General features: G+C 36.7%; 27 protein-coding genes and 1 other RNA gene. 24 read left to right on the forward strand and 4 right to left on the reverse strand.

Features of this window, described 5'->3' with window-relative positions; all coding sequences use genetic code 11:
- Positions 1 to 16 precede the first annotated feature (16 nt).
- Positions 17 to 439, reverse strand: coding sequence for a ribose 5-phosphate isomerase B (gene rpiB, locus C8P65_RS05150; protein ID WP_107781885.1), 423 nt, complete (start codon positions 437 to 439; stop codon positions 17 to 19).
- 587 nt (positions 440 to 1,026) lie between these two features.
- Between rpiB and C8P65_RS05155 the strand changes: the two genes are divergently transcribed.
- The 7 genes from C8P65_RS05155 (at position 1,027) to C8P65_RS05185 (ending at position 5,393) form a co-directional block, all read left to right on the forward strand.
- Positions 1,027 to 1,692, forward strand: a complete 666-nt coding sequence (locus tag C8P65_RS05155; RefSeq protein WP_107781886.1) for a hypothetical protein — start codon at positions 1,027 to 1,029, stop codon at positions 1,690 to 1,692.
- A gap of 281 nt (positions 1,693 to 1,973) precedes the next feature.
- On the forward strand, positions 1,974 to 2,387 hold the full coding sequence (locus C8P65_RS05160; protein ID WP_107781887.1) for a hypothetical protein: 414 nt from the start codon (positions 1,974 to 1,976) through the stop codon (positions 2,385 to 2,387).
- Positions 2,388 to 2,500: 113 nt separating this feature from the next.
- Positions 2,501 to 3,256, forward strand: a complete 756-nt coding sequence (locus C8P65_RS05165; protein ID WP_146162917.1) for a bacteriocin fulvocin C-related protein — start codon at positions 2,501 to 2,503, stop codon at positions 3,254 to 3,256.
- A gap of 46 nt (positions 3,257 to 3,302) precedes the next feature.
- Positions 3,303 to 3,740: a hypothetical protein gene (locus C8P65_RS05170; protein ID WP_107781889.1), complete on the forward strand. Its 438-nt coding sequence runs from the start codon at positions 3,303 to 3,305 to the stop codon at positions 3,738 to 3,740.
- A 385-nt stretch (positions 3,741 to 4,125) separates the two neighbouring features.
- Positions 4,126 to 4,761 carry a peroxiredoxin gene (locus tag C8P65_RS05175; protein WP_107781890.1) on the forward strand — a complete coding sequence of 212 codons (636 nt, stop codon included), beginning with the start codon at positions 4,126 to 4,128 and terminating at the stop codon, positions 4,759 to 4,761.
- An 82-nt stretch (positions 4,762 to 4,843) separates the two neighbouring features.
- Entirely contained in the window at positions 4,844 to 5,155 is a 312-nt protein-coding gene (locus tag C8P65_RS05180; RefSeq protein WP_107781891.1) for a thioredoxin family protein, read from the forward strand.
- The gene (locus C8P65_RS05185; RefSeq protein ID WP_095913989.1) at positions 5,136 to 5,393 is read left to right on the forward strand and encodes a DUF6952 family protein; all 258 of its coding nucleotides are present in this window, start codon (positions 5,136 to 5,138) and stop codon (positions 5,391 to 5,393) included. Before C8P65_RS05180 ends, C8P65_RS05185 begins: the two co-directional genes overlap by 20 nt.
- A gap of 67 nt (positions 5,394 to 5,460) precedes the next feature.
- Here C8P65_RS05185 and C8P65_RS05190 read toward each other — a convergent pair whose 3' ends face one another.
- Positions 5,461 to 6,066 (reverse strand): nitroreductase family protein, encoded by a 606-nt coding sequence (locus tag C8P65_RS05190; protein WP_107781892.1) that lies wholly within the window; start codon positions 6,064 to 6,066, stop codon positions 5,461 to 5,463.
- A gap of 333 nt (positions 6,067 to 6,399) precedes the next feature.
- On the opposite strand from C8P65_RS05190, the gene C8P65_RS05195 reads away from it, so the two are divergent.
- The 6 genes from C8P65_RS05195 to C8P65_RS05220 all read left to right on the forward strand — a co-directional run bounded on the left by C8P65_RS05195 (position 6,400) and on the right by C8P65_RS05220 (position 11,891).
- Entirely contained in the window at positions 6,400 to 7,212 is an 813-nt protein-coding gene (locus C8P65_RS05195; RefSeq protein ID WP_107781893.1) for a type IV secretion protein Rhs, read from the forward strand.
- A gap of 107 nt (positions 7,213 to 7,319) precedes the next feature.
- Positions 7,320 to 7,988 (forward strand): DUF3800 domain-containing protein, encoded by a 669-nt coding sequence (locus C8P65_RS05200; RefSeq protein WP_107781894.1) that lies wholly within the window; start codon positions 7,320 to 7,322, stop codon positions 7,986 to 7,988.
- On the forward strand, positions 7,988 to 8,521 hold the full coding sequence (locus C8P65_RS05205) for a hypothetical protein (RefSeq protein ID WP_232748727.1): 534 nt from the start codon (positions 7,988 to 7,990) through the stop codon (positions 8,519 to 8,521). The genes C8P65_RS05200 and C8P65_RS05205 overlap by 1 nt, the downstream gene beginning before the upstream one ends.
- Before the next feature lie 277 nt (positions 8,522 to 8,798).
- Complete coding sequence (gene nrdD, locus C8P65_RS05210; RefSeq protein WP_107781895.1) at positions 8,799 to 10,589, forward strand: anaerobic ribonucleoside-triphosphate reductase; 1,791 nt, start codon at positions 8,799 to 8,801, stop codon at positions 10,587 to 10,589.
- Entirely contained in the window at positions 10,570 to 11,040 is a 471-nt protein-coding gene (gene nrdG, locus C8P65_RS05215) for an anaerobic ribonucleoside-triphosphate reductase activating protein (protein ID WP_107781896.1), read from the forward strand. The genes nrdD and nrdG overlap by 20 nt, the downstream gene beginning before the upstream one ends.
- A 164-nt stretch (positions 11,041 to 11,204) precedes the next feature.
- A complete protein-coding gene (locus C8P65_RS05220; protein ID WP_245887338.1) occupies positions 11,205 to 11,891 on the forward strand; it encodes a molecular chaperone DjiA in 687 nt (228 codons plus the stop codon).
- A gap of 24 nt (positions 11,892 to 11,915) precedes the next feature.
- Here C8P65_RS05220 and ffs read toward each other — a convergent pair.
- Positions 11,916 to 12,014: signal recognition particle sRNA small type (gene ffs / locus C8P65_RS05225), an RNA gene on the reverse strand.
- Between the two features lie 47 nt (positions 12,015 to 12,061).
- Here ffs and C8P65_RS05230 point away from each other — a divergent pair.
- The 5 genes from C8P65_RS05230 to C8P65_RS05250 all read left to right on the forward strand — a co-directional run bounded on the left by C8P65_RS05230 (position 12,062) and on the right by C8P65_RS05250 (position 18,109).
- Positions 12,062 to 12,694, forward strand: a complete 633-nt coding sequence (locus tag C8P65_RS05230; protein ID WP_107781982.1) for a TatD family hydrolase — start codon at positions 12,062 to 12,064, stop codon at positions 12,692 to 12,694.
- 101 nt (positions 12,695 to 12,795) lie between these two features.
- Positions 12,796 to 12,990, forward strand: coding sequence for a 30S ribosomal protein S21 (gene rpsU, locus C8P65_RS05235; protein ID WP_009389899.1), 195 nt, complete (start codon positions 12,796 to 12,798; stop codon positions 12,988 to 12,990).
- Between the two features lie 207 nt (positions 12,991 to 13,197).
- Positions 13,198 to 14,739, forward strand: a complete 1,542-nt coding sequence (locus C8P65_RS05240; RefSeq protein WP_146162918.1) for a leucine-rich repeat protein — start codon at positions 13,198 to 13,200, stop codon at positions 14,737 to 14,739.
- 504 nt (positions 14,740 to 15,243) lie between these two features.
- Positions 15,244 to 17,322 carry a ribonuclease R gene (gene rnr, locus C8P65_RS05245; protein ID WP_107781899.1) on the forward strand — a complete coding sequence of 693 codons (2,079 nt, stop codon included), beginning with the start codon at positions 15,244 to 15,246 and terminating at the stop codon, positions 17,320 to 17,322.
- A gap of 121 nt (positions 17,323 to 17,443) precedes the next feature.
- Entirely contained in the window at positions 17,444 to 18,109 is a 666-nt protein-coding gene (locus tag C8P65_RS05250; RefSeq protein WP_095913975.1) for a LysE family translocator, read from the forward strand.
- Positions 18,110 to 18,170: 61 nt separating this feature from the next.
- On the opposite strand, the gene C8P65_RS05255 is transcribed toward C8P65_RS05250, so the two are convergent.
- A complete protein-coding gene (locus C8P65_RS05255; RefSeq protein ID WP_107781900.1) occupies positions 18,171 to 18,686 on the reverse strand; it encodes an OmpH/Skp family outer membrane protein in 516 nt (171 codons plus the stop codon).
- A 410-nt stretch (positions 18,687 to 19,096) separates the two neighbouring features.
- On the opposite strand from C8P65_RS05255, the gene C8P65_RS05260 reads away from it, so the two are divergent.
- The 6 genes from C8P65_RS05260 (at position 19,097) to C8P65_RS05285 (ending at position 25,066) form a co-directional block, all read left to right on the forward strand.
- Positions 19,097 to 19,918, forward strand: a complete 822-nt coding sequence (locus C8P65_RS05260; RefSeq protein WP_107781983.1) for a class I SAM-dependent methyltransferase — start codon at positions 19,097 to 19,099, stop codon at positions 19,916 to 19,918.
- 26 nt (positions 19,919 to 19,944) lie between these two features.
- Positions 19,945 to 20,262 carry a hypothetical protein gene (locus C8P65_RS05265; protein WP_107781901.1) on the forward strand — a complete coding sequence of 106 codons (318 nt, stop codon included), beginning with the start codon at positions 19,945 to 19,947 and terminating at the stop codon, positions 20,260 to 20,262.
- A 36-nt stretch (positions 20,263 to 20,298) separates the two neighbouring features.
- Positions 20,299 to 21,099: a hypothetical protein gene (locus C8P65_RS05270; protein WP_107781902.1), complete on the forward strand. Its 801-nt coding sequence runs from the start codon at positions 20,299 to 20,301 to the stop codon at positions 21,097 to 21,099.
- A gap of 678 nt (positions 21,100 to 21,777) precedes the next feature.
- A complete protein-coding gene (locus tag C8P65_RS05275; RefSeq protein WP_107781903.1) occupies positions 21,778 to 23,316 on the forward strand; it encodes a hypothetical protein in 1,539 nt (512 codons plus the stop codon).
- 175 nt (positions 23,317 to 23,491) lie between these two features.
- Positions 23,492 to 24,100, forward strand: coding sequence for a hypothetical protein (locus tag C8P65_RS05280; protein ID WP_009413053.1), 609 nt, complete (start codon positions 23,492 to 23,494; stop codon positions 24,098 to 24,100).
- Positions 24,101 to 24,112: 12 nt separating this feature from the next.
- Entirely contained in the window at positions 24,113 to 25,066 is a 954-nt protein-coding gene (locus C8P65_RS05285) for a hypothetical protein (RefSeq protein ID WP_107781904.1), read from the forward strand.
- Positions 25,067 to 25,153: the final 87 nt, after the last annotated feature.

Raw genomic sequence — 25,153 nt, forward strand, 5'->3', positions numbered from 1 at the left:
TTCTCTTTTAAGGGGCTTAGATTTTGCATACTCTTTTTTGGTGTCGCCCTCCTTCAAAAGGGGTCGCGAGGAAAGTCTCGACAATGGCTACTGCCTGCTCTATAGCGGTGAAGCGGGCTGGGATACTCACTACATTAGCGTCGTTATGGGCGCGAGCGAGGGCTGCGATTTCCTTTGTCCAGCAGAGGGCGCAGCGCATTTGGGGGTGCTTATTGACGGTCATAGCAATACCGTTGCCGCTGCCGCAAATGACAATGCCCACTTGTGCTTTGCCTTCTTCGATAGCGCGAGCAACCGCGTGCCCAAAGTCGGGGTAATCTACACTCTCGGGAGTGTCGGTTCCGCAATTAAGTACTTGATGCCCTTGTGCTTGGAGGGCTGTTATGATGGCCTGTTTGTAGGCTACTCCGGCGTGGTCATTACCTATAGCAATATTCATTTTTTGTATGGTGTTTTAAATATTTTTGCAAAACTAATAAATAATTGGTAATTAAGAGGAGAAAAGTATGAAATTATTAAGTGCGAGCCGCACGGGCAGAGATGTGGGAGTGCGAGCCAAAGCCAGCGAATGCATGGAGCTGGGTATGTGGGGGCGATTGTGAGACAGGTGGGACGGGTGAGACGAGTGGGAAGGCTGGGAGGGCTGGGGTTGCGGTAGGATATTTTTCTGGGGTTTAGTGGGGAATTAGATGTTTATACTTTGGCGGTCTTTCGAAATTTGTTCGGTGATCCTAAAGGGAAGCTATATCCAAAGTAAAGGGAAAGCATAGGGGGAAAATTTTTCTTATAAAACGTGTTTAAACTTTTTTGAGGAACTTGAACGCAAGACATATATAGTTTTCTTTTTTACTTTCCTACACTTAAAAAGGGAATAATCCAATTATTTATTGTATCTTTGCCCAAAGTTCCTGAATTTTAGTGTTCTTTTTTTTTCAAACACAAAATTACTAATTTTCGGGAACTTTTACTTTATTATAGAAATAAGTTTAAACAGCTTCAAGGATATAAACCAAATATTATAACAAAATGAACAAACTTATCATATTTTTTTGTTGCTCAATTACTCTATTACGCAGTTGTATAACATTAGATAAAGAAGATACTAATATTATAAAGGTAGATAATTACAAAACTGAAAAAATTAAAATAAAAACTATTAATTCCCGAAATGAAAAAATAGAATGGCAAGATATTACTAAAGATCATAATGAGGATAAAATGTTTAGTAATTATGTAGAGATAGACTCTCTAAGTATATTGCTAAGATTTGATAATAATACAAAAACAATTTTAAAAGATAATATAGGAGAACCTTATGATGAAGATAGAGTTCATTATACTTACAAGGGTTATTCAAAAAATATTAATTCTTTTATTGTAGAGTCTGATGCTTATGAAGATCATAGTTTTTTTCTCTATAGTAAAGAAACTGGAGTACAAAAAGAAATAGATAATATTCCTCATATCTCTACCAAAGGGCAACTTTTATTTACCTATGTTCATACTCCCTTTGCTGAGAATGACTCACTTCCTAATGTATATCTTTATCTTGTAAACAAGAATATAGAACTAATAGCAAAAATTACCACAAAAAAAGAAATAAAAGAATATTTTTGGAAAGACAAACATACCATATTTTTTAAATTTTTTGATCATCAAGTTAATGGAATAAAAATAATAACACAAAGGTAAATTCTATTTTATATTGCATAAATATCAAACGTGTTTAAACTTTTTTGAGGAACTTGAACGCAAGACATATATAGTTTTCTTTTTTACTTTCCTACACTTAAAAAGGGAATAATCCAATTATTTATTGTATCTTTGCACAAAGTTCCTGAATTTTGGTGTTCTTTTTTTTTCAAACACAAAATTACTAATTTTCGGGAACTTTTACTTATTATAGGAAAAAGTTTAAACAGCTTCAAAAAGAGAAAAGAAGAAAAAAGAGAAATTAATTTTAAAATATTCAGATGGTAAAGATTTATTATTTTATTTCAGCGTGTTTATTGTTGTTTTCTTGCAATAATAACAATAATAAAGAGGGCAATGTCAATGATACAATAAATGACACAATAGTAGAGAGACTAAATAATCCTCTTGCAGGTAAAAAGTTTTATTACTTAGAAAAAGATAAAACAGGAACGCTAATATTAAAAAAATATCCTCAATTTGAAGATGATTTTGAAATGCAAAAAATTATATTTACAGATTCAATGCTCATTGATGGTTGGAATGTTATGGAACCTAGTGAATGGTATGTTTCAAAAATAATTCAAAAAGATACAATACTTTCGTATTATGTAAATATGGAACCTTTTGGAAGTGCTAAGGATACATTTCGTCTTCAATATGATAAGGAAAAAGGAACTTTTATTTTATTGTAAGGAAAAGTTTAAACAGCTTCATTGTTAAAAACAATACAAAGTCCACAATTAAAAGTTAAAATAATCTTAAACTTTATTAACTTACTTGACAGAGAAGAGAATATCTTATAACTTTGTCGCAAATTCTAAAATATTTAATCATTAGAACACTTTTTTCAATTTTAATGGCGTCCTTATTAGTAGTTATAGGGTGCCACAAAGGCAAAGAAAATGAGAATATTGTTGAAAAACAAGGAGAACAAGAGTTTTATCAACAGAGTGTTGATCAGCCAAATACTGATCAGCAGCAAGATTTACGAAAGGCTTTTTTAGCTAATAAAAATACCGAAGAGATTAGAACCTCTTTCGTAAATCTTCCTACATCTGAAAAACAAAAGCTATGGATAAGTAAGATGGAGCAATTAGAGAAGCAGAATTTTTCTCCAAAAATCAAAAAGGATATAATTGCAATAAAAGACTTTCTAAAAAACATGGAAGACCGTATTCTCTTTGACAAATTTAAAGAAGCAAGTATTGAGCTAAGCAAGTTAATACCAAAAGAGGACCTTGCTAAAATGTTTGCCACGCTAGAAGACTATAACTATAAGGGAGCATTTAAAGGTAAAGAATACTTACCAGAATTCACAGTTCAACTGAAAGAAAAGTTAGAATTTAAGAATAACTCGATAACAGCAAGGCAACCTTGTTCTTGTAGGTGGTGTCTCTTTACAGATAGAAGTCTATTAAAAAGTGACTGTACAGAAACCAGAGATGGATGTGGATTCCTAGGGATGCAATCTTGTGACAAATGTTTATTCTGCCAAATAGCTCCATCTCCACTTGAACCTGTTCCATCTATACCATTAGACAGTCTTCAAATAGTAGAGTAGAGAAGAAGGAGAAGAACTAATACTCCCATAATTAATCATTTTTATTATGAAAAAATCAGTACAAATCTTTTTAGAACTTATCTCAGCTATTGCACTTTACTTGTTTATAAATTCAATAGCCTATGGAGATCATTTGGTAACCCTACCCCTATACTTAACAGGGGTAGTGATTATGAGTTATCTCTTTGTAAGAGAGAGACCCCAAGAATGCCTACAAAGTGCCTTACGCATTGTTCTTCCGTTTACGGGGTTAATGCTTATTGCAGGGAGTCTGCCTGATGCACATTTCAGTTTAGCTCTGATTTATATTGTGAGCACAGGGGCAGCTTTTTTATTAGGAATGCTCATTGCCACCGTGAGCAAGACGTACCAGAAGATAGGCTTATCGGTATTGACTTTTCTGCTGGTAGTTGCCGTACGGTTGTCGTTTTCAGCGGAGTTTCAATATTTGATAGGCGTACATTGGTATACCTTAGGAAGTTAATCATCTAATAGAATATAGAAAGAGGTTGCTCAGAAGTCTGGGCAACCTTTTTTATGCTTTGTTACTTATAAAATATTTTTGTGCTTTATTGTTGAACTATGAAGCTGTTTAAACTTTTTCTTATAATAAAATAAAAGTTCCCGAAAATTAGTAATTTTGTGTTTGAAAAAAAAGAACACCAAAATTCAGGAACTTTGGGCAAAGATACAATAAATAATTGGATTATTCCCTTTTACTCCAAGTTCATTACTAAAAGCGATAAGTTTTGTTATAAAATCAGCAAAACTTATTGCTTTATAAATTCTTTCAATTAGAAAACTATTTCTTCAATAAAAAATGATAGTAATTTTGCCGCCAGAAAAATAAACCATAAAACATCATAAATATGTCATTCGTAGGAAAAAAATTCCCTAACATTGAGGTTAACGCTATGAGCGACCTTGGGGACACATTCAAAATAAACGTGCTTAACGAAGCCGTAAACAACAAAAAGAAAGTACTCCTTTTCTGGTATCCTAAAGACTTTACTTTCGTATGCCCTACTGAGCTACACGCTTTCCAAGAGGCTTTGGCTGAATTTGAAAAACGCAACGTGAAGGTTATAGGCGCTTCTTGCGATACTGCTGAAGTACACTTCGCTTGGCTAAATACCCCTAAAAACAATGGTGGTATTGAGGGTGTTACTTACCCTATCTTAGCTGATAGCAACCGCAACCTTGCTCGTACACTTGGTATCCTTGACTCTAACGAGGTATATGACGAAGTAGCTGACGCTTACCTTTTAGAAGGTGATGATGTTACTTTCCGCGCTACTTACCTTATAGACGAAACTGGTAAAGTTTTTCACGAAAGCATCAACGATATGCCTCTAGGACGTAACGTAAAAGAATACCTTAGATTAGTAGATGCTTACACCCACGTACAACAACACGGTGAAGTATGCCCTGCTAACTGGGAAGAAGGTAAAGATGCAATGAATGCTGACCGCAAAGGAGTTGCTAGCTATTTAGCATCGCACTAATTATTTATTCATAATAACTTAATCATTGTAAACCTATCTATTTGCACTGACTAAAAGACTCACTCACTTAAAATTTATCACTATGACAGAACTAACCCAAGATAACTTGCAAGAAGTAGTAGCTGCTAATCCGCTTGTATTCGTACAATTCGGCGCAGGATGGTGCGGCAATTGCAAAATAATGAAACCGAAATTTAAGAAGTACGCTAGCGAAACTCCTAACGCTACTTTCGTATATGTAGATGCTGAAGCGTTTACAGAATCGCGCAAACTGGCTAAAGTGGATAACCTACCTACTTTTGCGGCTTTCAAAAACGGTGCTTTGGTAAACCAAGTGCAAACTAATAAAGCCGAAATTTTAAAGCAATTTATAGATGAGATTACCGGTAATTAAACACATCGTTCAGTTTATAGAAACCAACGATCAGGATTATGTGAATGAGACGGTAGAGACTCTCGAAAATCTCATAGAATGTGAGCAACTCAAAGACGAGGAGCTTGACGTAATAGGTGAATTGCTCTCTAATTTCTACGGAGCCATTGAGGTGGATAATATGATAAAAGCCGGCACTCCGCAGAAAGAAGCCCTAAACAGCTTTATGAAGCGCGTAGTAGGGTCGATTGACAAGTAAAATTATTATTATTTCTTTCACTAACTAAGAACGAAAAAGCCATAGCCTAAAGCTGTGGCTTTTTTAATTACATTTTAAACTCCTTTACTACCTCTGCTAAAGGTAAGCGAGATTTAGGACGCAAATGCAACTGATTGCTATCCTCAGGGTCGCGATAACCTATAGCCACCGCAAAAAGAGTGGTATAATCAGCATCGCCAAGGAGATTGTCGTATTCAGCACCGAGAATGCCTTCCATAGGAGTGCTATCGATACCCATAGAAGCACAAGCACTGAGGAAAAAGCCTAACGATATATATACCTGATTGTTTATCCACGTATAAAGGGCTACATCTCCTTTAGGTTTCTGTACTTTCTGATAAAAGCCAACACGTGCCATTTCGGTAGTGGCTTTCACCAGCTTTTCTTCAAAAGAAGTCAGCGACCTATTGGCCATAAACACTACTAAATGACTGGCATTGCGCACTCGGTCTTCGTTATTAAGCGACACTTTGGCAAATGCTTCTTTGGTAGCAGCATCGTCTATAAAAACGAATTGCCAAGGCTGCGAATTGATAGACGAGGGGGCAAGGCGCAAAATCTCTTTGAGTTGTGCAATATCCTCATCGCTAATGCGTTTGGTACTGTAATACTTAGTAGTATAGCGGTTTTTTGCTAATTCTAAAAAATTCATAGTAATTGCTTTTTTAATTTTCGGCAAAGATAAGAATTTTTTTCTTTTATACTTACCCTTTACTTTGGATATACAAACGATATAGACAGAGCGAAGGATGGGCGAAAGATAAGCGAAGGATAAACGTCTAATCATCCTACAAAAACCAGAAAAATTTACTAAACAATAAATCGACAAATTGGTTAATTAAAGTTACAAATATAACAAAACACCTCTGATTTAGCAAGTATAACCTGCTTTACCGTCGTTTTTGGCATAGTTTTAGATTGCTAATTCGGCATAAATTATTATCTTTGCACCCTTAAAATAAAATTTATCTTATTAATTTGTATTATGAAAAAAATTGTATTTGCATTATTTCTCGCTAGTACCGTAGCTTTCGGTCAGCAAAACAAAAAAACTGACTTGCAAAAAGCAGGCTTACAAGGGAAAGTGAAAAGCTATCGTATGATAGGCTATGAGTTCGATGAAAATGGTAAAGAACAGTTGATGAACTCTGAATTTTATGCTGAATTTGACAAAAAAGGTATGAATACCAAAATGCAGGCTAAAAACGGCGGAACGGTTATCAACTACGTAGATAAACGCGATGAAAAAGGAAACCTTATAGAGTCAGACTCAAGAGATGCCAGCAACACTTCTATGTCTAAAAATACATACGAATATGATGAGCACGGCAACCGTGTACGCCAAGATGTGATTACCCCTGATGGCAGCGTGTTTATGAGTCGCGTAAGTGCTTACGATGGTCACGACCGCCTAATAGAGGTAAGCGAGTGTTTAGCAGGATTGTGCGATAACAAAACCGTATATGTATATGACAATAACGACAAGGTTTCAGAAGAAAGAAAACTTGGCAAAGGCGATGTACTAAAGAGCAAAACTGTATTCACCTACGATGCTCAAGGCAATGCTGTAGAGAAAAAAGTATATGATGGCGAAGGAAATCTTAAACAAAGAATAGTAAGTGAGTTCGACGCTCATAACAACGCTGTAGAAGTAAGTTATTACGATGCCGATGGCACTATAGCTAAGAAAGAAAACTACACTTTCGTATACGACAAGAAAAAGAACTGGACAAAGAAAACTACTATCATAGACGGCAAACCTACTATGATAATGGTACAAAAAATAAAATACTTTTAAGAAAAGCAAATAAAAAAGCAATAGCGCGATTTAGAAATTAAATCGCGCTATTATTTTTTATAATCGACTAATATTTATTACTTTTGCCCTACAAAAACCATTGTTTTATGAAAACATTCAATTTCTATTGCGATGAAAGTTGCCATTTAGAGAATGACCACTTGCCATTTATGCTCATTGGCTATGTAAGTAGTGCTTACAACCAAGTAAAACTACACACTGAAAAAATTAAGCAACTAAAAAAGGAATATCATATACCATACGAATTGAAATGGAATCACCTTTCAAAATCGGCAATGGAGCTCTACAAAGACCTTATAGACTATTTTTTTGCTACTGACCTACAGTACAGAGCCATTGTGATAGACAAAAGTAAGCTAAAGCACACACAATTTAGGCAAACACACGATGATTTTTACTACAAAATGTACTACCAGCTTATTCACAAGAAACTTTCGCCTGAATATAATTACAATATCTACTTAGATATTAAAGATACACGCAGTGCCCAAAAGGTAAACGGACTAAAAGAATACCTAAATAGCCATTTTGTTTCAGTACGCCATTTGCAAAATATACGTTCGCACGAAAGCGAACTAATGCAACTTACCGACATTATTACTGGTGCTTTGTCTTATTATTTGCGAAAAGAAAACAAAGTAATTGCTAAAAACAAAATAGTAAAGAGGATAGCACAACACGCAGGACAAGTACTCAACCAATCTACAGCAAGAAGCGAACAGAAGTTTAACCTATTTTTTGTAGACTTAAAATAATGCCACTCAACCAAACTAAAAAATACCCAGAATTATTAGATATTCTCTCATTGTCAGAAAAAGAGAGAACACTATCACTACAGATGATTTTCAAAAGAGATATAGAAGAAAACCCTGATTTGAACTTCAGAAGTAAAAAAATACGCCCAATAAAAGGTGAAGAGCCCGAAATGCAACTGCTCTTTAGGCACTTAACAACAGAAGAAATTGAAGTAAGCGAACAAGGCAGTACCTATTGCAAAAGAGTTTTTGAAAAAGAACGCTCGCAACGGCTGCATTGGATACGATATCATTTAGAAGAACACAAAAAGGATAACATAGAAATATTTAGTGTAAAAACACGCGACCAGAAGAAACGACAAGACATCATTAGGACGTATATCTATGATAAAGAGCAGAAATATGTAATAGTGCTCGACCCTCATAGAAGTAGACGTGATTATTACCTACTAACGGCCTACCATCTAAACAAAGGGTATGGAGAAAAGCAACTTCTTAAAAAACTTAAAAACAAACTACCTGATATTCAATAAAAACCGCAGGGCTCGATAAACTTCTTGGTTTACCGAGCCCCGAAACTCCTTCGTCCTTCTTGGTACGATGAGCGGTGCAAAAGTAATCATAAATTCTTAGATATAAAAGAAATTTCTACTATTATTTTTTTACTCATCAGCTAATAGGCTAATTTACAATTCGTTCTGCTAACTGTTGAAAACTGTGTTGATAAGTATTTTAAAAGAACGGAGAAGCTATCTCTTTATTGGCTAACTTTGCGGCAGAAATGAAGAAATAATAATAAAACAAAAAACTATGTCTAAGTTTACAAAACTCACTGAGGAACAGTTGCATACCAAACGCAACTTTATAGAAAATTACCTCACTTCGCACAACGCCGCTACAGGTTCTCTCTTTGATGCCAATGCCAACGTAGCTCATAAAAACATCGCTACTATGGAGGCTGAACTCAATAAAGACATCAATATTCAGGTGAACCGCTCTTTAGTCTCTCATAAGATTGAGCAACTCTTTGGCAAAGCACTTGCCGAGGAATACATACGCCAAATTGAGAGTCACGAAATCTATGTACACGATGAAACAAGCCTCAAACCTTACTGCGTGAGCGTATCGATGTACCCACTGCTATTAGACGGGCTGTTAAAGCTCGGAGGCGAAAGCAAAGCCCCTAAACATTTGGCAAGCTATTGCGGTTCATTCGTCAATTTCCTATTCTCGGTATCTTCGCAATTTGCAGGAGCAGTCGCTACAGTAGAGTTTTTGATGTATTTCGACTATTTTGCCCGCAAAGACTTTGGCGATAATTACCTCAGCACTCACCGCGAGGTAATAGAGAACGAACTCCAACACGTGGTATATGCTATCAATCAGCCAGCTGCTGCACGTGGCTATCAGTCGGTGTTCTGGAATATATCGCTCTACGACCGCCCTTATTTCGATTCGATGTTCGGCACCTTTGTTTTCCCTGATGGCAGCAAACCTCTATACGAGAGCCTCGACAGGCTACAACAATTTTTTATGCATTGGTTTAACATCGAGCGCACTAAGGCAATACTCACTTTCCCTGTAGTAACCGCTGCAATGCTCACCAAAGACAAGCGTGTGTATGACGAGCATTTTGCTCAATTTTGTGCTAAAGAACTCAGCGAAGGGAATGCGTTCTTTGTATACCAATCTGACAACGCCGACTCCTTAGCCAGCTGCTGCCGTCTGCGTAATGAGATTTCTGATAATACTTTTAGCTATTCACTTGGCGCAGGAGGGGTTTCGACCGGAAGTATCAATGTGATAACTATCAATATGAACCGCCTTTACCAAAAAGGCCTTTCGTTAGAAGAAACAGTAGATAAGATACAGAAGTACCAAGTGGCCTACCGCGCAATAGTGCAAGAGTACAAAGATGCGGGTATGCTACCGGTATATGATGCGGGCTTTATATCGCTTGATAAACAATTCCTAACCATTGGTATCAACGGAATGGTAGAAGCTGCCGAGTATATAGGCATCAAAATATCTGACAACCCCGACTATAAGGCGTTTATCAACAAAAATCTAAAGGTAATTTACGACAAGAACAAGGAAGCTAAAGCTAAATATGGCTTTATGTTCAACACTGAGTTCGTGCCAGCCGAGAATTTAGGGGTGAAGAATGCGGCGTGGGACAAAGCCGATGGCTTGCAAGTGCCCCGCGACTGCTACAACTCGTATTTTTACATAGTAGAAGACGACTCGCAGAACCTTATTGATAAGTTCTACCTACACGGCAACGACTATATACAGTACTTAGATGGTGGGTCGGCCTACCATTGCAACCTCGAGGAGTATCCTACCCAAGAAGGATTCTACAAACTGCTGAATGTAGCGGCTAAGACAGGTTGTAATTATTTCTGTTTCAATATCCGCGTAACCGTTTGCAACGATTGTGGATATATCAACAAACACACCATCGACCACTGCACGCACTGCCATTCGCACGATGTAGATTACGCTACCCGTGTGATAGGCTATCTGAAGCGCATCAGCAATTTCTCTAAAGACCGACAAAAAGAAGCTAAAATACGTTACTATGGGCATACTACGGTATAGTAGTTACGACATTGTCTTGCAAGAAGTACCCAACGAGATATCCCTGTGTTTCACCATCACAGGGTGTCCGTTGGCTTGCGAGGGTTGCCATTCCGAATATACGTGGGACGGTAGCAAAGGTTGTGTGCTCAGCAATGAACTATTAGAAAAACTCTTAGATCGTTATGAAGATACTATCAGCTGTGTACTCTTTATGGGGGGCGAGTGGCAGGCGGATAGCTTGCTCTCGCTTATCCTTACTGTCAAGTACAAACAGCTAAAGACGGCTCTCTACACAGGGCTGAATATGAAGCAAGTACAGCGTCAGTACCCCGAACTACTCGCCTGCTTAGACTACATCAAGACTGGCAAATGGCTGCCCCACCTCGGAGGGTTGGACAGCCCAATCACTAACCAAGAGTTTTTGAATTTGCAAACAGGAGAGATGTTAAATAAGTTGTTTTGGAAATGACATATTAAAAATTGGTACAAGTTTTGCGGGGTATTTGTTTCTAACTTTTTAATACTCAAAACACTAAAACAATGAATACCGTATGGATTTTTACCGTTCTCGGTTATATCTTCTTCAGAATACCTGGCGCTATTATAGGTTTCTTACTCGGTTTAGCTTCTCGAATGTTCAGTTCAAAAAATGAAAACGGAGGCTTCTCGTCTTTCTCCAACTCTCGTCAGGAAGATATTTCACCCGCCAGCTTCGAACTTAATCTATTATCCCTCTGTACTTTAGTAATCAGAGCCAACGGACAGGTAACGCAAGCCGAACTCGATTTCGTGCGCCACCAGTTCGTCTCTCTCTACGGAAAAGAGCGCGCTAATGCTGTATTTCGCACTTTTAACGAACTGAAAGGACGCCAAATATCTGCCGAACGCGTGGCCACTTACGTGCGTATGCGCACCACCTACGAAACCCGCCTACAGATATTATACTTCCTCTTTGGCATTGCCCAAGCCGATGGTTATGTAAGCAGCGATGAAGTCAATCAGATAGAACAGATAGCCTATTATCTCCGTTTAGAAAGAAGCGATTACGAAAGCATCAAAGCTATGTTTACCACTGCCAGTGGCAGCCGCTACCAGCAGCAAAACACTCAGCGCAATGCTCCTGATGCTTATAATATATTGGGTATCAGCAGAAGTGCTACCAATGCCGAAGTAAAACAAGCCTATAGAAATATGGCAAAAAAATATCACCCTGATAAGGTGATTACTGATGATGAAGCGATAAAGAAAGGCGCTGAAGAAAAGTTCAAACAAGTGCAACAAGCCTACAAACAAATAGCCAATGAGCGCGGTATGAACTGATAGCCCTGAGTTAAGGGCAAAAAAAAGTGGCAAGCTACCTACATCGCACCGCTACAACCGAATACCTTTGCTGTGTTCCCACCCTGGAGGATTTTTCAGGAGCTGGTCGTGTAGGACTTGCCGCTGCAAATGTACAACTTTTTTATTACATACCAAATTTTTTGAGAGAAATGTTAAAAAAAAATAGCAATACCCCCTCTCCTACCCCCCTCTATTTAGACCTGCATTCGCATACCCAGTACGCCTCTGCCGATACCTTGGTTATCCGCAACCAATACCCCCTAACGGCAGACCCTACCCTACCCTTTTCGGTAGGTATACATCCTTGGTTTTTAGACAATTGGCAAGCACAATTAGACGCTGTAGCCACCTTAGCTTCGCACCCCAACTGCTGGGCTATAGGCGAATGCGGCATCGACAAAAACACCTCTACTCCCCTACCCTTGCAACAACAGATTTTTACCAAACAAATAGCCATAGCCGAAACAGTCCAAAAACCCCTTATCATTCACTGCGTGAAAGCCTATAGCGAGATCATAGCCTTACGCCAACGCACGCACGCACGCCAGTTATGGGTGCTACACGGCTTTCGCAAAAACCTTCCTACCGCGCAAGCTCTCCTCTCTCACGGTATTGCCCTATCTTTCGGAGCCGCCCTGCTGCACGACCCAAAACTGCAACAAGTCTTTCAAACCCTCTACCCCCATTACTGCGATTATTTCTTCTTTGAAACTGATGATGCCGAACTGAACGTAAAGACCCTTTACCAATTTGCTGAGCATCTTAAAGCTACCCAAAAATAGAAAAATACACTAATTTACTAAAATTTCTATTCTAATACTTTGCCAATTAATAATTATTTCCTACTTTTGCACCCTAAAAAATAAAAGGAGGTGTATCAGCTATGTTAATAATACCTATTAAAGACGGAGAAAGCATTGATAAGGCTTTAAAGCGCTACAAACGCAAATTCGACCGTACAGGAGTAGTACGCGAGCTACGTGATAGACAACATTTCACTAAAGCCTCTGTGCGCCGCCGTGCACAAATTCAGAAAGCTCAATATATTCAACATTTGAGAGATCAAGAAGAAATATAAGGAGTATTCTTTAGTAAAAAACAAAAAAGGGATTTTTTAGGAATCCCTTTTTTTGTTATCTGACTACCAACTACTTACAAACTCTTGTTATAAAAAAAACAATTTATTCTACACTTATTTACTCCCATTTTTGTATATCTCAAAAATTTGTATTACCTTTGTAGCGAATTGGAAATAATATATAATGTAAAAAAAAAATTAGTAACAATGAAAACTGCAACCCTTATCCTAACAACTGCTGTGGTAGCTGCTACTCTCTTTAGCTGTGGCAAAAAAGATGACAGCGGTGATCAAGCGTCTATAACGCTTAGTCAAAGTGCAATAACAATAACAACAGGTGAAGAAAAGATTGTTAAAGCGGCAGCGGCTACAGGTATAAAAAGTGCCATTCCTTCTAATGATAAAGTACAAACTAGGTTACAAAGCAATAAACCTGTAGAAATTATAATTAAAGGTAAAGAAGAAGGTAGTGATGATATAATTGTAACTGATCATAGAGGTAACTCTGCCACTATAAAAGTAACTGTAAACAAAAAAACTTCTACAGTTACACCAAAAGGCTTTGAAGTGAAGAGCGATATCATCTTCCTTAAGAAAAATGAAGAAACTGATGTAACTGGCTGGGTAAAGAAAGGTTCAGGCAATTATACCGTTTCTACTCCTAACACCTCAGTAGTAAAAGAGGCTGGTAAGAAAAACGGAAGATTGTATGCTATAGGTTTAGCAGAAGGCACTAATGGCGAAATCATTTTCAAAGATATAGATAAAGGCGAAGAGGTTAGAGTACCCGTATATGTGATAGCTCCTTTTACCGCTACAAATGTACCTGCTTCTATGGCTGCTAATGATGTGCAAACATTTAACCTTACAGGGGTTTACTCTACTACTCTTGAAAATAGTCGTTACGACAGAGTAACTATCACTACTAACAATGGCAAAGCAGAAGCTACCCTTGTAACTAACGATGTAAAAAACAATGTTGGACAAAAAACAGGCGAAATAACTACAGCTATCAAAATTACTGCTAAACAAGCAGGAGAAGCAGTAATACAACTTACTAATGGCGACGGACAGTCACTAGAAATCAAATTTACTGTAACAGCTTACGTAGCTAATAACTATTTCAACGTAGATGCTGATGGAGTGCTAACCATAAAATCAGGCGTAAGACTACCTGCTGAAGTAGTACTACCAAGCAACGCTAAAAAAGTAGCAAGAGGAGTATTTGAAGGACAAACACAAGTACAAAAAATAGATTTCTATAACGTAACTGAAATAGAAGGACCTCTATATACTACAGATAGAAATGGCTTTGTACAAGAAGTAGGTAGCCTTAATAAAGTAATTCTACGCAAAGTAGAAAAAATAGGTTATAATGCTTTTGCTCAGGCTACTAATTTAAAGTCAATAGATTTTCCAGCAACCCTTAAATTCTTAGGCCAATCTGCATTTTTAAGATGTAACCAATTAAAAGCAGTAGCTTTCAGAGGTACAACTCCTCCTGTTGGAATAAACAATAATGGAAATGTAAGTGGAAATGCAGGTGCTGCTTTTGATACTGACGGCGGTAATAGAGTAAGATTATTCATTCCTATTAGTAGTACAGCCGCTTATCAAACAGCCTTAAATACCGATAGCAAATTCAGATATTTAAAAGGTGCTCAACCAGTAGATTGGTATTCAGGAGATACTCACCAAGCTATCGTAGATATAGCTAACTTTGATAAAGTAGATTTTAGTAAGTTATAATAATTTAAATACAAAATGAGAAAGACGAGGGGCAAAATTTGTTTCTCGTCTTTTTTATTCTCTCTCGTATTTCATCTTTTGTATTTATCCTTTGTTCATAATTAGTGAATAACTCACTGATTTATTTCAATTAAAAAATTTGCTATTCTCAAGCCCGCGTATATACAAAAACTAAAAGCAGCTATGCAAATTTATTTCTTATTAAATATCCACTGCTATAATACAGTTATCAACTATCAACCATCTAAAAAAATATCAACAAAAAGTAGGGGAGAAGCCTAAAAAGTTATTAACAACAAGCTATAGTAAGTCTTAAAATCAGCAGCTTAACAAATACCCCATTGTTAATAAACTACCATAAGTCAAAAAAGCAAATTTTCAAGGTAAAAGTTATCCTACTTATTCACAGCCTAATAATAATAACCCTCTTTTTTTTTAAAAAAAAGTTTTTCAATTTATAATTAAAAGATTGTTGATAACTCAAAAAAATGTAATTTTGCAATTATGAAAAAGACAACTAAAAATCAGAAACAAGGAAAACCGGGAAAATCTAAGAAAAATAGAAGTTTAGCCAAACGCAACCGACAAGAGCAGCACAAAGGTAAACACCAAGAAACATCTGCTGCACATTACTATATAGGTACGCTTGATGTCAATTCGCGTGGCAATGGCTATGTGGTCGTAGAAGGGCTTGAGCAAGACATTTTTGTAGCTTCTAATTTCTTAAATAAAGCCCTACACGGCGATAGGGTAGAGGTATATGTATTTCCTCGCTTCCGCAATCGCAACAAGATGGAGGGCGAAGTGACGAAAATAATAGAGCGAAAGAAACAACGCTTTGTAGGTACAGTGCAGCTACATAAGAATTTTGCTTTTGTAGTCCCTACCGACCCTCGTATGTACACCGATTTCTTTGTTCAAAAAGATAAACTTGGCGGAGCGCAAGACGGCGACCGCGTAATAGTCCGTATCGATGATTGGAAAGATCACCACGATTCGCCTATAGGGGTAGTAGAGCAAGTGCTCGGCATACCAGGGCACCAAACTACCGAAATGCACTCTATCTTAGCAGAATATGGTTTGCCTTATACCTATCCCGAAGAGGTTGAGGCTTTTGCTAAAGCCTTAGATCTCAGTATTAAAGAAGAAGAGATAAGCCACCGCCGCGATATGCGCGATACACTTACCTTCACTATCGACCCTCGTGATGCCAAAGACTTCGATGATGCTCTGTCTTTCAAGCAGTTAGATAATGGTAATTACGAAATAGGGGTACATATTGCCGATGTATCGCACTACGTGAAAGAGGGTACTATTTTAGATGAAGAGGCTTATAACCGTGCTACCTCTGTTTATTTAGTAGATAGGGTAGTGCCTATGTTGCCCGAAGTATTGTGCAATTTTGCCTGCTCATTGCGTCCTGATGAAGATAAATACACCTTTTCAGCAGTGTTTGAGATGAATCAGAGAGCAGAAGTACTAAATGTATGGTTGGGCAGAACTGCTACACATTCGTCTTTTAGGTTTGCTTACGAAGAGGCACAATCAGTGATAGAAGAAGCCAAAGTAGGAGAGGGGCACACCATTCCTGCTGATATTTCTATTACTGATGCTGAGCGTTCTATTCCTGCAAATGTAGTAGAGGCTATACTGACACTCAATACTTTAGCACAACGTTTGAGAAGTAAGCGTATGCGTTTAGGGGCTATTACTTTTGATAAAGTAGAGGTGAAGTTCGACCTCGATGATAATGGCAATCCTACAGGTGTTTATTTCAAAGAAAGTAAGGAAGCTAATAAGCTAATAGAAGAATTTATGCTATTGGCTAACCGCAAGGTAGCTGAATATGTAGCTAAGATGAAGAAAACTTTCGTGTATCGCATTCACGATGAACCTGATGCTGACAAACTCCAGCAGTTTAACGGTGTAATAGCGCGTTTTGGTTATAGTTTGAATTTGAACAACAAGAAAACGATTACCGATTCGCTCAATAACCTGTTAGAAGAGGTAAAAGGTAAGAAAGAACAGAATTTAGTCGATACTTTAGCCATACGTTCTATGGCAAAAGCCTCTTATTCTACTAAGAACATAGGGCATTACGGTTTAGCGTTTGATTATTATACCCATTTTACATCGCCTATACGCCGTTATCCTGACGTGATGGTGCACCGTTTGTTGCAATTGTATTTAGATAATGCTCCTTCTCAGAGTGAAGCTGAGTACGAAACCAAATGCAAACACTCATCACAGATGGAGAGTTTAGCAGCTTCAGCAGAACGCGATTCTATCAAATATATGCAGGTGAAATATATGGAAGGTAATAAGAATCAGATATTTGCGGGAGTTATATCAGGGGTAACCGAGTGGGGTATTTATGTAGAGTTAAATGTAAATAAGTGTGAGGGCTTAGTGCGCGCACGCGACATTAAGGACGATTACTATACTTTTGACGAGCAGCAATACGCCTTGGTAGGGGAGGCTACTGGTAGGACTTACCAACTTGGCGATGAAGTGATGATACGTGTTAAGAATACCGATCTGTTAAAGAAGCAGTTAGATTTTGAGCTCGTAGAGTCTAATTAATTGCTAACAACTGAAAATCAATAGAGTAGGGGAGAGGTTTAAAAACTTCTCCCTTTATTTTTTGTGAAATTATTAGTTTTTCATTACTTTTGTAAAATATTATAACTATTAGAGTACAACGATGTTTGCAGATGTATTATTAGCATTACCTTTGGGCACTTTACTGGCTTTTACTATAGGTCCAGTATTTTTTGTATTGCTCGAAACAGCTATTACTAAAGGTTTTAGGGCAGCAGTAGCTTTTGATGCAGGGGTGCTATTAGCCGATGCTACTTTTATTCTAATAGTTTATTTCACTACTAGCAGTTTGCTGCGCGAAATTAAGGACGACCCTAAACTATTCTTTGTAGGCGGACTAATAATGATGGCGTATGGTATTATTTCCTTTATAAAGTTGAAGAAAGATTTCAAGAAAACAATTGACAATAAGGAGAATGCTCATTTAGTAGTACCTGAGAAAGTAAATTATATAGCCCTGTTTATCAAAGGGTTTCTACTGAATTTTATCAATATAGGCGTATTAGGTTTCTGGTTAGGCATCATCATTGTTTTCGGACCTAAGCTCGATATGAATGCCAATAGAATACTCATATTTTTTACTTCTATTATTCTAGTTTATTTTGCTATTGATGTTATTAAGATACTGATAGCAAAGAAGTTAAAGAACCGACTTACAGCTTTTCACATTTATAAGATTAAGCGCAGCATTAGTATTATATTGCTTGTTTTTGGGGTATTTCTCATATTGCAAGCCTTCTTTCCTAATATGCTAAAGTCGATTAGTTAATATAATAATATAAAAAAATAAGGCTGCTCAGTTATGCTGGGCAGCCTTATTTTTTTATTTATTATTTTGTAGTTCCTTTGTATTGTTGGTTTAGATATTCAGTTACTTCTTTAGTAATATCTTTTTTCTCAGCACCGTATAATACGCTACCGCCGTCGTTAGCTCCAAGTATAAAAGTATATCCTTTTTGTTTGCCGTATTCTCTTATATTTTTCTTCACTTTATTGATAAGCGAATCGAGTTCTTTTTGACTTTCAGCTTGTAGAGTTTGTTCCTGTTGCATAAGGTGCTGCTGTAGTATTTGGCTTTTCTGCATCAGTTCGTTATATTTTTTTTGAGCCACGTTAGCAGGCAATTCTTTAGCCTGTTTATCAAAAGCCATAGCTTCAGCTTGGAAAGCTTGCGATATACTATCGCGTTTTTTCTGGTAAGACTCTACTTGCTTATCTAGTTTAGCTTTGATGTCTTTTTTTTCTTGATAGTTGTCTAAAAGTTTAGCGTTGTCAACAAAGGCAATTTTGTCTTGACAAGCGGTAAGGCTTAGGAGGGCAACTCCTGCTATTAATATTTTTTTCATCTCTATAGATTTTATTTTGATTAGACTGCAAAAGTAATAAAATAATTATGAATGACAAACAACAAATGATGATTAATATTTGTTCCACGTGAAACTTTTTATTTTTCTCTTCTTCATTACTATTTTATAACTATAAACTATTTCTATCATTATTATTATCACTATAAAAATACTTTATTAAAAACTACTTCAATACAGCCATTTTAAAGCATTATTTTTTAAAAGTGATATAAGTATACCACTCACTTACTGAAACGCTCTAAATGAGCCTTATTTTAATTTTTTACTATTTTAAGGCTAAAAATAATCAAAAAAAGTTCCACGTGGAACAATTTATACTTCTCCCTTGATAATTACCAATTAATTATTATCTTTGCAGCTGAAAATAAAACCTTATTATGTATACTGATATTACCACCAGAGACTATAGTGTATCGCAAGAAACTTTTAAGCTGTGCTACGACCCGCAGCTGCAACTCTATCGCACTACACCCGTACCCTCTCAACTTGGTAGATACTACGAGAGTGAAAATTATATATCGCATACTGACGGACGTAAAACCTTATTCGAGAAACTATACCAGTGGGTAAAGCACTATAATCTAAAACATAAAATAAAACTCATTAGTCAATATAAAAAAGATAATATCAATCTGTTAGATATAGGAGCAGGCACAGGCGACTTTATAAAAGCCTGCCAGCAGTATGCTCATTGGCAAGCAGTAGGAGTAGAGCCTAACGATAAAGCACGTATTAAAGCTAGCGATAAGCAACTTACACTCTATCCTAACTACGAGGCACTTACCCTACATTCCTTTGATGTGATAACTCTATGGCACGTCTTAGAGCATATACCCGACACAGTTCAAGAGATTAAAATTCTTAAGAACCTACTGAAAGACAATGGATTATTAGTAATAGCAGTTCCTAATTATCGCTCTTTTGATGCTAAGCATTACCAGCAATATTGGGCAGCTTTCGATGTACCGCGACACCTTTGGCACTTTTCTAAGGACAGTATCAAACAGCTATTTGCTGCCGAAGGCTTCGAGCTTATAGCTACTTATCCTATGCTTTTTGATGCTTTTTATGTAAGTATGCTTTCAGAACAGTACAAAACCGGTAAGAAAAGCTTTCTAAAAGGTATCTATAACGGTCTCCGTTCTAACTATTATGGCTACCGCAAAGGCGAATATTCATCGCATATTTACCTACTCCGACTAGCCAATTAGCATCAATTTTTTAATATAAAAATAAAATGTTTGTAGTCAATAAATTCTTTGTACCTAAAGGTTTTTCAGGTATTACTTTATATCCTTTTGTATTTACAAATGATGCTAAGTATCTGAAAGATAGTAGGTTTAAAAATCACGAACGCATTCATTTAGCCCAGCAACGCGAACTGTTAGTAGTGTTTTTCTACCTTTGGTATATAGCCGATTTTCTGCTGAAATACCTAAAGTATAAAGATAAATACCTTGCTTACCGCCATATTATTTTTGAAAAAGAAGCCTACGATAACGACCATAACCTCGATTACCTGAAGCATAGAAAGTGCTTCGCCTTTATAAGATAAATGTTCCACGTGGAACATTTTTAATACCACTATACGATGAAAAGAATACTTTTATTTGCCCTGCTCCCTCTTATAGGGTCAGCCCAGATTATGAATCTGCCCGCTACACGCACAGAAAAAGAAGTAACCGATAATGTTAGCACGCTTACCGAGCGCACTTACGATGTCTATCGCGGCAATCTTACCCAGAAACGCCTTGCTACCGAGAATACCTACGTGTTCAACCCCGCAGGTAATGCTGTTTCGTTAGAACAAAAATACGGCAATATTCGTCTGTATTACCAATATACTTACGCCGATGATAAGCTTCAACAGGTCATACTTACCAAAGAAACCCATCACTATGTAGAGGTTACCATAGGTACTTATAAGTATGATGATAAAGGACGTATGCTTAGCTATACCTCTATACCTCAGCAAAATAACACCGCTACGGCTACCCCTACGCAGGTTTATACTTTCACTAAGTGGGACGCTAATGGTAACGCCATAGAGGGCACGCTCACTACGCCTCATTCCGAAGCCTTAGTGTATCAAGAGTTTGATAAGCAAAACCGCCGCACGTTGCTAAAGATGCTCACTAAAGCCGACTCACCTATTCAAATATACGTAGCTTTGCGTTACGACCGCGAGGGTAGGGTAGTGGAGCGCAGTATTCGCGAGGGTTACACTCCTCCACAAATCTTGCGCTATACCTACGATAAAAAAGGCAATAATACAGGTATCAACGACCAAAAATTTGAACATACCTTCGATAAACAAGGCAACTGGCTTACCCGCACTATCTTTCTAAAAGGCAATATAGTAGGCTACGTAGAGCGAGAAATTAATTACTAAAATATGAAAACTCTAAAATTACCATTAACTATCCATCATTACTTTCATTAGTAGCTTCAAAAGCTGATATACAGTTATTTGACTATTTTGTAAGGCAAGGAGCTATTATTAATTATGTAATAAAAAGAACTGATAGAGTAGGAGAGGAGTACTGTACTTGTTTAGATTTTCTTTTAGAAATATATACTGATAAATTTGATAGTTATGATGCTACCCCCTTTGATACCGAATTTGAAGATATAGACTTAGACGAAGAAGGAAGTATACAGATTTCTAAATCAGAATACAATATTCTGAAATGGCACTCATATTGTCTTTATAAGATTATCTACTTAGATAGGTTAATTACTCATATCAAAGCAAGAGGAGGTAAAACCTATTTACAAACAAGCTATTTACACTAAACGATGAGCGAAGGATAAGCGAAGGATAAGCGAAGGATAAGCGAAGGATAAGCGAAGGATAAGCGAAGGATAAGCGAAGGATAAGCGAAGGATAAGCGAACGATGACCGAACAATAAACAAAAAATCAGAATTCAAAATTCAAAATTATTTACTACCTTTGCCCCATAATTGGCAAATTTGCTAATCGACAAATTAAGAATGATGCTTTCATCTTCCCATTGCGTACGGCACAATACAAGGAGTATTACGTATTATTAAAATACCTGTTCAAAAATGAAAAGAATCTTTTTTTTATTAGTCTTGTTAGGGTCTCTTGCTAAAAGCTATGCAGGTCCTATAATTACTTTCTATGAAGACTTCAGTTTGAAAATAGAAGGTAAAAAAGTGTATTTAGTAAAAAAATACTATAGTAATGGCAATAAAATTGCAATTACTTCTTATGAAAAATACTTATTGCCTTTTGATAGTAAAGAGGCTCATATTGTTATGACAGGTGAGGAGGATGAAAATGAATTAATCATTGCTAATGCCAATAATTACTATTTTGTGGAGTATTTTAGAGATTATACAAAAAATATGAAACAGTGTGTAAGAGCTGTCAAAATGTTTCCTACTAATAGTGTTACTCAAACTTTCAGGAATAATTGCTTTTATGTAAATGGTAAGTGGGTGAGGGTAGCTATGGAAGATGGTGAGCTTACTCCAATGCCTGATTTTCCCAAGCACCCTACTGTTATCGCTGAATTGGAACATACTACTTTGTTAAAAGATAAAAACTTTGTGTATGAGTATGATAACCGAACATATACTTTAAAAAAGATAGAGGGACTTAATGCTAAAACCGTACAATTTCAAAAAACCAATAGTTATTACAAAAATCTGTTATATGACGATAATGCTTTTTATGTAATGGATTACAATGGGACTGATCTTATGGAAATCACTAAAGATCTGAGAGCAAAAGGCTGTAACAGAAAATTTACTGAGGCTACTTTTATCAGATACCGAAGTGAGGGGGAACTTTATGAACAGTATTTGTTGGATTTTAAAGATGGTAATTTGTGGAGTTGTGATAAATATGCTAACTATAGATTTGTACTACCTGTTAAGAATGCTACTTATGTAAAAGCTCTTGAAATGGTAAAAACAAGCGAAGGATATTATATTTCATTGCGATATGATGATCAACCTATTGATATGAGTGCTGTGCGAAATATCAATAAATTAAACAGGGTAAAGTATGCTTTTCATTACTTAAATCAGAGCTATGATTTGTATACTGATGGAGAGCAACAATATATTTGTCTATCTAAAAAATTATATCCTCTGCAGATAGAAAAGCACGTTTGGGAAGCCTTCACCTCTAAACAAAAGTATTATCACTATGAAAAAACGTTAGGAGATGACTTAAGCACCACACAAATAGCTGTAGTAGACAACCAATTGGTAATATATAAAATTACCTCCCTATTTAGTAAAAACTATTTAGAAACACACCATACGCTCCCCATTGAGATTGTAAGAGAAATACCCCTTACATCAGAAGTCAAAGACCTAAAAATGTGTTATGCTACAAGAGATAAACTCATTATTGACAATATCATCATAGATAATATAGCTGATTTTGATACGCTTACTTTTGTAGGAGCTATTTACACTTATGAATATGGTTACAAGAGCTATTTTAAAGATAAAAACAGTGTGTATTCTTATAGTAGAAAGGTTCAGAAAATAACCAAGGAAAACTACGACCCTAAAACCTTTGATGAAGAAGCAATGTGGAAACTCAGAGTTAGGCAACCCAACAATTAAAAACAGACCTTGATATACAACTTCCATAGTTTTCACCACTTCCATTATTACTCCCCCGCGCTTGTGCTTGTAGCTCGTGCCTACTATAAATAGAGCTTGTAGCTCGCACCAAATTTGCTCATTTGCGAATTATACTCTACTTTTGCCCTATAATTAGCTAATTAGTAAATCAACTATGAAATATATCACTTCTTTGTTTTTGCTCTTAAGCCTTACCACACAAGCACAAAATGATTGGTTGCGCTATAGTACTTTGAGTGCTAAAGGTGGGATAAACTTTGCTAACCTTTCTTTCAGAGGTGATGGTGATTACGATCCCGTTCAAAAACCTTACTTCGGATTTGTCTATACCGACTATGTATACGAATTTCTTGCAGGTAAATTTGAGCTCACCTACTCAGGTCAAGGTAGTAAATACAAATACTCCGAAAAAGGTATCAACACTTCCTACTCTATCCCTTATCTATCAGTGGGGTATGTAATGAGTTTTAGATTCTTTAAAGGAATGCGCTTAGATTGCGGAGGATCTCTTGATTTTGCTCTAAGCAAGGATGCTCAAATCCCCGACCAACGTATGATGGACATCGCTGGATTTATGGGACTTGAAATATACCTCAATCCACAACTTTCTCTTGAAGCACGTATCAAAGGTGGACGATGGAGTGTTACAAAAGATGATTATACGCGTGAATACCCTTTCCGCTACGAACCTAAAAATGTAGTCTACCAAGTAGGACTTACTTACTACTTCAATCCCGATGTTTGGAAAGATAAGAAAAATTAGCAAATTAATCCTATGGCAATATCTATAAAACTCAAAAAACGTTGGGATGTTTATCCCACTTTGCAAGAGGTGCTTACAGCAACTCAAAACCTTAGTGTGTCTCCTTTTGGTACTACAATAGACGATGACTTACAAGATTTTCGCGGTATCAAACTCATTGGTAAAGGTGAATGTATCAACGTTTCTCTTAGTAATTCTGATTTCTCAGGTTCGCTATGGCAAAATTTTCAAATTGCAGAAACCGAAACTTTTACTCCTCTAATAAACCGCGTAATTTTTGATGAAAGCTCTTTTCAGCAGAGTGAATATACTCCCCTTTGTGGACGAGGGGCTACATTCCTATCGTGTTGTTTTATCAATTGCAAATACAAAGGTGTTGGCTTCCTCCAAGCAGTCATTAAAGACTGCCTCTTTTCTGATATCAAAAAGAATGTACGCTTAGATTTTAACTGTAAGCTGATAGAAGATTGCTTATTCATTGGTGATATTTACAAAACTAAATTTTGGTATTCGTCCTTAAAAAATTGTACCTTTGAAGGTGTACTTTATGATACTTCTTTCTGGGGAGTAAGAGACTTTACTTCGCAAAAAGAACCTATTTTACCTGAAAAAGTAGATAACCGAATGGAAAATATAGATTTCTCTCAAGCAGAAATGATACAGTGTAATTTCTGGGCTTATTGCTATTTAGATAAAGTGAAACCTTCTGAAAGGAATTGTGTTTTTAAGGTAACCGATGAATTTTATGAATGTTTACTAACCCAAATTCAAAGTAGTGAAAGTCCCTTAAAAGAGAAATTAATAAAATGGGTAAAATTATTCTACGCTCCACATATTACAGCCCCTTACAGAGTGGCTCATCCCAATGACGTTTCATTTAATCGTCCAGAAGATACTGAATTTAGCCAAACACTCTACAATTTCATCTGCGAGGCAGCAGAAGCCACCAATTGCAGAATTAAGTAAGGTTTGTAATAAGCTTTGTCAAAGTCCCAAAACTTCGACAAAGCCTATTTTCTTATCTCTTACCTCTCTCTTATCTTAAAATGCCCC

Origin of the sequence: Capnocytophaga leadbetteri (assembly GCF_003054025.1) — a bacterium.
Lineage (GTDB): Bacteria > Bacteroidota > Bacteroidia > Flavobacteriales > Flavobacteriaceae > Capnocytophaga > Capnocytophaga leadbetteri.